Source organism: Methylobacterium oryzae (assembly GCF_036441375.1).
Classification (GTDB): domain Bacteria; phylum Pseudomonadota; class Alphaproteobacteria; order Rhizobiales; family Beijerinckiaceae; genus Methylobacterium; species Methylobacterium oryzae_A.
Window position 1 is genome coordinate 50,232 of record NZ_MLCA01000013.1, and the last position, 8,054, is coordinate 58,285.

At 72.7% G+C, this 8,054-nt stretch carries 3 protein-coding genes and 1 pseudogene; 3 read left to right on the plus strand and 1 reads right to left on the minus strand.

Going from position 1 to position 8,054, the window contains the following annotated elements; translation table 11 throughout:
* Window positions 1-947: 947 nt before the first annotated feature.
* A pseudogene (locus MOTC310_RS23745) lies at window positions 948-5,215 on the minus strand (glycosyltransferase).
* A gap of 327 nt (window positions 5,216-5,542) precedes the next feature.
* Between MOTC310_RS23745 and MOTC310_RS23750 the strand changes: the two are divergent.
* From MOTC310_RS23750 to MOTC310_RS23760, 3 genes are all read left to right on the plus strand, one after another.
* The gene (locus MOTC310_RS23750) at window positions 5,543-6,175 is read left to right on the plus strand and encodes a PadR family transcriptional regulator (protein WP_331303530.1); all 633 of its coding nucleotides are present in this window, start codon (window positions 5,543-5,545) and stop codon (window positions 6,173-6,175) included.
* Window positions 6,172-7,170: a glycosyltransferase family protein gene (locus MOTC310_RS23755; RefSeq protein ID WP_331303531.1), complete on the plus strand. Its 999-nt coding sequence runs from the start codon at window positions 6,172-6,174 to the stop codon at window positions 7,168-7,170. Before MOTC310_RS23750 ends, MOTC310_RS23755 begins: the two co-directional genes overlap by 4 nt.
* The coding region (locus MOTC310_RS23760; RefSeq protein ID WP_331303532.1) for a glycosyltransferase family 2 protein at window positions 7,167-8,054 on the plus strand (888 nt) is incomplete at its 3' end. The genes MOTC310_RS23755 and MOTC310_RS23760, both read left to right, overlap by 4 nt.

Consider the following 8,054-nt stretch of genomic DNA (forward strand, 5'->3'; position numbering starts at 1 on the left):
TATGTTTTGAAATTTTTCTGCGTTGACATCGAGTAGACGACCTAGATAACACTAAAGCACTAGAACCATTTTGGGTAGAGCCATGGAATTCTGCCTGGCATGCTCAAAACAAATATATAAGCTGCTCTGAAAAGATGGTTGTTGCGCGCTGCCATGCAGAGTTTCCCAGTTTAGATCTTAAACTTGGCCTGGAAAAGCACCAGCTTGTCGTTAAGATGTAGGTGCTCAGCTCATATGACCCCAGTCTTAGACCGGGTGGTTAATGGCGACAAGAGGAAGCGGCGCGAGGTGACCTCCGCGGTCTACTCCACCGTCTGAATGTGAGACCTCCTCGGCGTCCGCGACGATGCGAGGAGCGCGCGATGAGAATGGGCGCATTGAGATTGGGTTGGCTGGCGCGGGATCGGTTCCCAGACGTAGGCGCAGTACCATGAGGCCAAGGGCCATTATTGGCCGCGTTGAAGCCGCAGGGCTTGGTCTTGAGGGTGCCGTGACTGCAGAGCGTGATTCGCTGCTCGTCCCGTCGCACGCGATCGTAGCAGTGCTCGGCCGTGCCACCGTTGCGCGGCCGGTGGGGCGTATCTTGGCAAGCTTCACTTGTGTGGCTGGCAAGCCGCCTCAAAGGCATTTGCCGTGAAGCTGGAGCCACGGTAGGTGAGCACGCGTGTGACCCGGAATGGAAAAGGTGAGATCTCTCGTCCAAGAAGGCCACCGGGGCGATGATGTCGTCTGCTTTTGGCAGCCAAGTACATGTAGCAGGGGTACGGTTGGTTAAAACGTTTGGCCGAGCCGCTCCGAAGCGCGTGCGCATGTCGCACAGCATCAACGCATACAGTACATGCAGATAAAACTTGACCGGTCCCTCCAGTGAGTTCAGTTTCGAGATCGCGGACGTCGCCTTGGCTTCGGCGTTGCACCACATGCCTCGACCAAAATTGCTAATTTGTTCATACTTTGCGCACGCCTAAGGCAGCTCCAATTTCCAAGCTGTAATAGACGCCAATCTGATCGGTGTAGGCGCCGTCCTGAATTGTCGCCGAGCTCCGGCCGGAGTTCGCGATTTCGATGTCCAGCAGGCGGTCGTTGCAGGCGGCCGGATCGGTGGCGAGTGCGTACGGGAGGAGGTGACCGTTCGGCGCGTTGCGCAGCTGTTCGGCCGGCGTTCCTAGGTCGAAGGCCGCCACCGACAGACCGGTACGCAGCGCCAGGGTCAGCGCGTACGCGTAGGTCTCGGGCCAAATCGACGGCAGCAGGATCAGGTCGGCCGAGACCTGGGTGATAAGATCGAGCACCTCGTCGCCCTCCCAGTGATGGCCGGTCTCGGCGATCTGGAGGGCCGCCCGGGCGACCCGGTCGAGGGTCGGATCGTCTGTGGAGTAGCGCCCCGTCTCAATGACGCCGGCGCGCTCCAGGCCGCCCGTTAGGGCAGGGTCCGAGTGGCCGACGATCGTGAAGTGCAGCGGCAGGTCCCGGTCCTGCGCGTCGGTGGCCAGCGCCTGCAGCAGCAGGCCGCCTTCGGGGAGGCTGATCGCGCCGAGCACGGCGACGCGGCGAACGCGGCCGGGCCGCTGTAGGGCGGTCGAGCGCACCGACCGCTCCGGCTCGACGTGCGGCCGCACCGTGACGGCGAGGTCCGGGTAGACCGCCCGGATCCGGCCCGCCGTGTCGGAGGACGGCGCGAACACCCGCGCGGCGCCCGCCAGGAACGCCCCGAACGCCGCCCGCCGCTCGCCCGGATCCGGCTCCTCGAACCCCTCCGCGTCCACCGCCAGGCACGACCGGCACTCGGCGACCGGCGCCAGGCCGCAGTAGCGCCCGTCCGGCTGCACCAGGTGGTTGCGGTGGCACACCGGCGAGTAGTCGTGCAGCGTCCACGCGTAGGGACGCCCCGACCCCGCCACCACCGCCATCAGCGCCCGCGCCGCGCCCCAGCGCAGCCCCGCCAGCGAGTGCACGTGGATCAGCACCGGCGCCAGCTGTCCGACGAAGTCCGCGAGCTCGGCCGCGTCCCGCGGCAGGTACAGGCTGTCGAGGTTGGGCAGGTACAGGAACTCGGGGCCGCGGTAGGCGACGTGGACCTCGAGGTTGCGGGTCCGGTCGATCTGCAGCAGCACCACGCTCAGGCCCTCGGCCCGGGCCTGGGCGACCATGTCGTCGATGTGCCGCTGGATGCCCCCGCCCCAGCTGTGCGTCACGTACAGCAGCGCCCGCCCCGAGAAGTGGCGGGCCAGCCGCGCCCGGTCNCCAGCTGCCCGACGAAGTCCGCGAGCTCCGCCGCGTCCCGCGGCAGGTACAGGCTGTCGAGGTTGGGCAGGTACAGGAACTCGGGGCCGCGGTAGGCGACGTGGACCTCGAGGTTGCGGGTCCGGTCGATCTGCAGCAGCACCACGCTCAGGCCCTCGGCCCGGGCCTGGGCGACCATGTCGTCGATGTGCCGCTGGATGCCCCCGCCCCAGCTGTGCGTCACGTAGAGCAGCGCCCGGCCGGCGAAGTGGCGGGCCAGCCGCGCCCGGTCGAGCCGCGCCCGCCCGCGCCGGCCGGGATCGGCCTGGACGAACTGCCCGACCCGGGCCGGGTAGTCGGGGTGCTTGGCGAGCAGCGCCGCCTGGCCCTGGTCGTACTCGCCGCCCGCGTCGAGCCCGAACGAGATCTGGCCGGCATGGTGGACGAACACGTCCTCGGCGAGCAGGTTGACGAAGCCGGCCTTGATGGCGCGCAGGCACCAGTCGTTCTCCTCGCCGTAGCCCTTGCCGAAGGCCTCGGCGTCGAGGACGCCGACCGCGTCGAGGGCCTGCGCGGTCATGTACATGCAGAAGCCGACGCCGGTGGGCACGGGCACGGCGCGGCCGCAATTGACCTGCGCGGCGAGGCGGTCGAGCTCGGGCCGGGCGATCTCCAGCGGCATGGTGTTGTTGGCGTTGAAGCGCGGGTAGGAGCAGATCGTGGCGTTGTTGGACAGGGGCGTGACGCTGCCCACGGGCAGCCCCGCGCCCATCCCTGCCCCTGCCTCCCCGCCGGACCCGGCCTGAGGGTCTGTCTGCGGTTCGGCGTGGGCGACGAGGCGGTCGAGCCAGTCGCCGAAGACCTGGGCGTCGGAGTTGAGCAGGACGACGGCGCGGCCCTGGCGCAGGCCGAGGGCGCGGTTGACCGAGCGGACGAAGCCGAGGTTGTGCTCGTTCTCGACGAGGTGGAACAGGCCGCGGCCGGCGAGGGCGGCGAGGTCTGCGGCGAGTTCCGGGTCGGGGGAGCGGTCGTTGACGGCGAGCAGGGTGAAGGGGGTGGCCTGGGGTGCCGACAGGCAGGCGTGGATGGCGCGCAGGGTCTCGCCGCGGCCCTTGTAGACGGGGACGATGACGACGACGCGGGCCTGATCGATGGGCAGGGCCCGGGGCAGGCGGTCCCAGTCGTGGGACGCGGGGGCTTCCATGGGCGGGTAGGTGCCGAGATCCTCGGGGCAGCCCATCAGCCCGGCGGCCCGGCCGGTGCGCACGTAGTGCAGGAACGGCGACTCCCCGGGACCCAGGAGATGGCCGTAGGTCTCCCTGTAGAACGCGATGGAGAAGGTTCCGCTCGGATCGCGCCCCTCATGCTGGCCGTAGGCGACGAAGTGGGCGAGCGGGCCGCCGGGGGCGTCGGCGGCGTCGGGGTTGCGCTTGGCGTAGAAGGCGGCATCGAAGAACGGCGCGATCGCCCGGGCCTCGTCGGCCAGCGCCGCCTCCCGCGAATCCGGCGTGCCGTAGCGGGGCTGGAAGGCGCCGGGCGATATGTCGGTCCCGTGCATCAGCGCCGTGGCGAGGAGGTGCACGAGGGGCGCCAGCCCGGTCTCGCGCATCCCGGGATGCGCGTCGGCGTAGGCCTGCCCGTCGAAGTCGGGCCTGGGGTTGCGGCCCTTCTTCCAGCCGGTGTCGCAGTAGTCGCGCACCGCGTCCTCCGCCTCCGACAGCCCGTAGCGCGCCCGGTAGAAGCCGTGGTCGAAATGCCCCGCCACCAGCCGCGCCTGCAGGTCCAGGAGCGCGTCCCGGTCGGGGGGCTCCCGCCCGATCGCCCCGAGCCAGGCCGTGTCCTCCACCGGCGCCCGCGCCGGCCGCAGCCCGCAGACCCGCAGCAGCGCCGCCAGCGTCGAGCGCCCCGGCCCGGGATCGCGCAGCTCCCGCCAGCCCGCCTCGGCGAAGTGCAGGAACGGCTCGCGCCCGCCCACGTCCGGGTAGGTCGCCCGGTACCAGTCCGCCTCCACCGCCGGCAGGTTCAGCCGGTGCGGCTCGGCGAACGGCTCGGCCCCCGTCAGCCGCGCCTCGGCCACGGTGCGGAAGAACGGGTCGTCCGCGACCGCCCGGCTGCCGGCCCGCGCCTGCACGTAGCCGGCCGGGTCGAAGTCCGGCCGCGGGCCGATCCGCGCCCGCCAGCCCTCCGCCACGTAGTGGCGCAGCAACTCGGCGTCCGCGGCGCCGGCCAGGGCCTCGGCCTGCGGCTCGGGCAGGCGCTGCCGGTAATGGGCGGCGTCGAAGTAGGGGGCGAGCGTCTCGATCCGCAGGGCCAGCGCCGCCTCCGGGTCGGGCCGGGCCGGGCCGCCGTGGAGGACGTAGTGCACCAGCGGGTTCTGGGTGGCGAAGGTGATCCCGCGGGTGAGGCAGTAGGTCAGGGTGTCGAATTGCGGCGCCGGCTCGCGGCCCTCGCGCCAGCCCGAGGCCATGTAGTGGTCGACCGGGTCGACGCCGGCGGCGGCGAGGTCGGGGTTGCCGGCAAGGTAGAAGGCGCCGTCGACGAGGCGGCGGGCGAGGCGCTGGGCCTCGGCCGTGTCGGGTTTCGGCAGGGCGGCCGCCTCTCCCTCACCGCCGGCCCGGCCACGCCCGGCGCGGCGGCGGGCGAGGGCGTGCAGGAGCGGGTTGATGCCGGCGCGGGCGAGGTGGGGATGCCGGGCGAGGTAGGCGGCGGAGTCGAAGTCGGGGCGCGGGTCGCGGCCCGCGCGCCAGCCGTGGACGAGGTAGTCGCGCACCGGGTCGGCCGTGATCCCGTACCAGCTCGCGTAGAACGCCGCGTCGACGTGCGGCGTCAGCACGGCGACCAGGCGCGCCTCGAGATCCGCGCCGGTCGCCGCACCCGCCAAGCGGCGGTGCAGCGCCGCCGGCCTGGCCAGCGGGTCGCGCAGCCGGCCGAGGCGGCGTCGCATCCGCGTCAGGGCCGAGATCCGGCCGGTCCCGTCGGAGCCGCGGCGCATCTCAGGCCTCTGCGGAGGGGCGTTCGCCGCGGGCCGTCACGGGGCGCGGGATCCATCGGCCGCCCGCCGGGCGGGCGCGGTCGAGGCGCGGGGCTCTGATCGGGTCATGGGCGGCAGCTGGCGGGCAGCGTCGGAGGCGCGAGGCGGCGCGGGAGGATCGTCCTGTCGGACACAAGTCGCACTAACGGAACCGGCCGACTCCGTAAACCGTGGGGTGCCGGTGCCGCCCGTAACGGGGACCGTGGCTCGCGAGGGGAGCGGGAGCCTTGCTGGCGACCGTATTTCGATATATCTGAATTTCAGACATATCGAAAGCGAGTCGCATTCATGCATCGCCGTTTCTCGGACTTCCTCCGCGCCGATCCCTTCGATGCCTTCCGCGTCCGCGCCCATCGGGGCCCGATGGGCGGCGATCCCCACGGGCGGCACGGTCCGCACGGCCACCCGGGCCGGGGGCCCGGCGAGCGCCGGATGTTCGGCCGCGGCGGCCGCGGCGACCTCGCGCGCTTCTTCGCCCATGGCGACCTGCGCCTCGTCATCCTCCACCTGATCGCCGAGAAGCCGCGCCACGGCTACGAGATCATCAAGGCGATCGAGGAGCGGGTCGGCGGCGCCTACAGCCCGAGTCCCGGAACCGTCTACCCGACGCTCACTCTCTTGGAGGAACTCGGCCACGTCACGGTGACCCCCGGGGAGGGCACCAAGCGGCTGCACGCGATCACGCCGGAGGGGCAGGCCTTCCTGGACGGCAACCGCCCGACTCTCGAGGCGATCCTGGCCCGGATGGCGGAGGCCGAGGCCGCCCGGGGTGAGGGGCCACCGCCCTCGGTCGTGCGCGCCAAGGAGGGCCTGAAGCTCGCCCTGCAGATGCGGCTCGCCCGCGGCCCGCTCAGCGCCGAGCAGGCCGCCGCGGTCACGGCCGCGCTGGAGGCGGCGACCGCCGCGGTGGAGCGGGCGTGACGGGTCGCGACCCTCTCGCGCCCGTCACCGCGAACGTCACCGGGACGCGGCCGGTGCCGGACACGCGACCCGGCCGCCTCGTTCTCGGCATCACCCTGTTCCGGCCGCGGCCGGACCAGGTGGAGCGCGTCCGCACCCTGGCCTCGGCCGGCTTCGCCGCGGTGATCGCCTTCGACAATGGCGGCCTTCCGGCCGGGACGGCCGACCAACTCGCCCGGGCCGGCGTGACCCTGCTGTCGGCGGGCACGAATCTCGGCATCGCCGAGGCGCTCAACCGGATCGCGGCGGCCGCCCGCGCCGCGGGGGCCGGGACCCTCCTCCTCCTCGACCAGGACGCCGAGCCGCCCGCGGATCTCGCCGCCGCGCTGCTGGCGGCGCGGGACCGGCTGCGGGAGGCCGGGATCCCGGCGGCGGTGGTCGGCCCGGCCCCGGGACCGGCCCAGGGCCACAAGGCGCCCGCTTACCCGCCCCGCCCCGGCGCGCCGGAACGGGACGGCCTCGCCCCGGTGCAGTTCCTGGCGACCTCGGGCTCGCTCATCGATCTCGACGCCTTCGCGCGGGTCGGGCCGTTCCGCGGCGACTTCTTCATCGACGGGGTCGAGCTCGAGTGGTGTTTCCGCGCCTGGAGCCTCGGCTACGGCTGCTACCTGGCCCGCGCCGTCGCGATCCCGCACCGCGTCGGCGGCGGGACGATCCGGGCCTTCGGGATCACGATGCCGCGCCAGCCCCTGTTCCGCATGGGGACCTACCTGCGCAACGCGGTCTACGCGTGGCGGCTGCCGCACGTGCCGCTGCGCTGGAAGCTCGCCCAGGCCGCCTACCTGCCGCTCCAGGCCGGGCTGTACTGGGCGGATTCGGGCTTCCGGCCCGCCGTGCTGCTCAGGCTCCTCGCAGCCGCCCGCGACGGCGCCCTCGGGCGCCTCGGGCCGCCCCGGGGCCTGCCCGAAGTTGCGCCGAGAGATCGGACGCGAGCTCTGCCCCGGGACCTGCCGTGACCGACCGCCCTGCCCTCGACGTGGTGATCGTCAACTGGAACGGTGGCGAATTGCTGCGCGCCTGCCTCGCGAGCCTCGCGGCCGCCGAGGACGCCGCGGCCGTGCAGGTCACCGTCGTGGACAACGCCTCGACGGACGGCTCCATCGAGACCCTGCCCGCCCTGCCCCGCCCGCTGCGGCTGATCCAGAACACCGCGAATCTCGGCTTCGGCCGGGCCTGCGACCAGGGCGCCGCCGCCGGCGACGCCCCCGCGATCCTGTTCCTGAACCCGGACACGCAGGTCGCGCCCGACGCGCTCGGCGTGGCTCTGGCCGCCCTGACGGCCGATCCGCGGACCGGGATCGTCGGCGCGCGGCTCGTCGACCCGGACGGGCGGACCGCGCGCTCCTGCGCCCGGGCGCCCTCGGCGCTGGGCCTCCTCGGCCGCGCCCTGGCGCTGGACCGCCTCGGCCTCGTGCGGCCGCACTTCCTGCTCGAATGGGACCACGCGGAGGACCGTGCCGTCGACCAAGTGATGGGCGCCTTCCTGATGATCCGCCGCGACCTGTTCCGGGCGCTCGGCGGGTTCGACCCGCGCTTCTTCGTCTACTGGGAGGATGCCGACCTCTGCGCCCGGGCCCGGGCGGCGGGCTTCGCGGTGCGGCACGTGGCCGGGGCGGTCGCCCGCCACGTCGGCCAGGGCACGACCCGGCAGGTGCGGGCCCGGCGGCTGTTCTACTTCCTGCGCAGCCAGATCCTCTACGCCGGCAAGCACCACGGCGCCGCGACGGCCCTCGCCGTGGCGGCGGCGAGCTTCGGCGCGCAGGTGCCCCTGCGGCTCGCCCTGGCCCTCGCCCGCCGCTCCCCCCGGGAGGCCGCGGAGGTCCTGCGGGCGGCGGGCCTC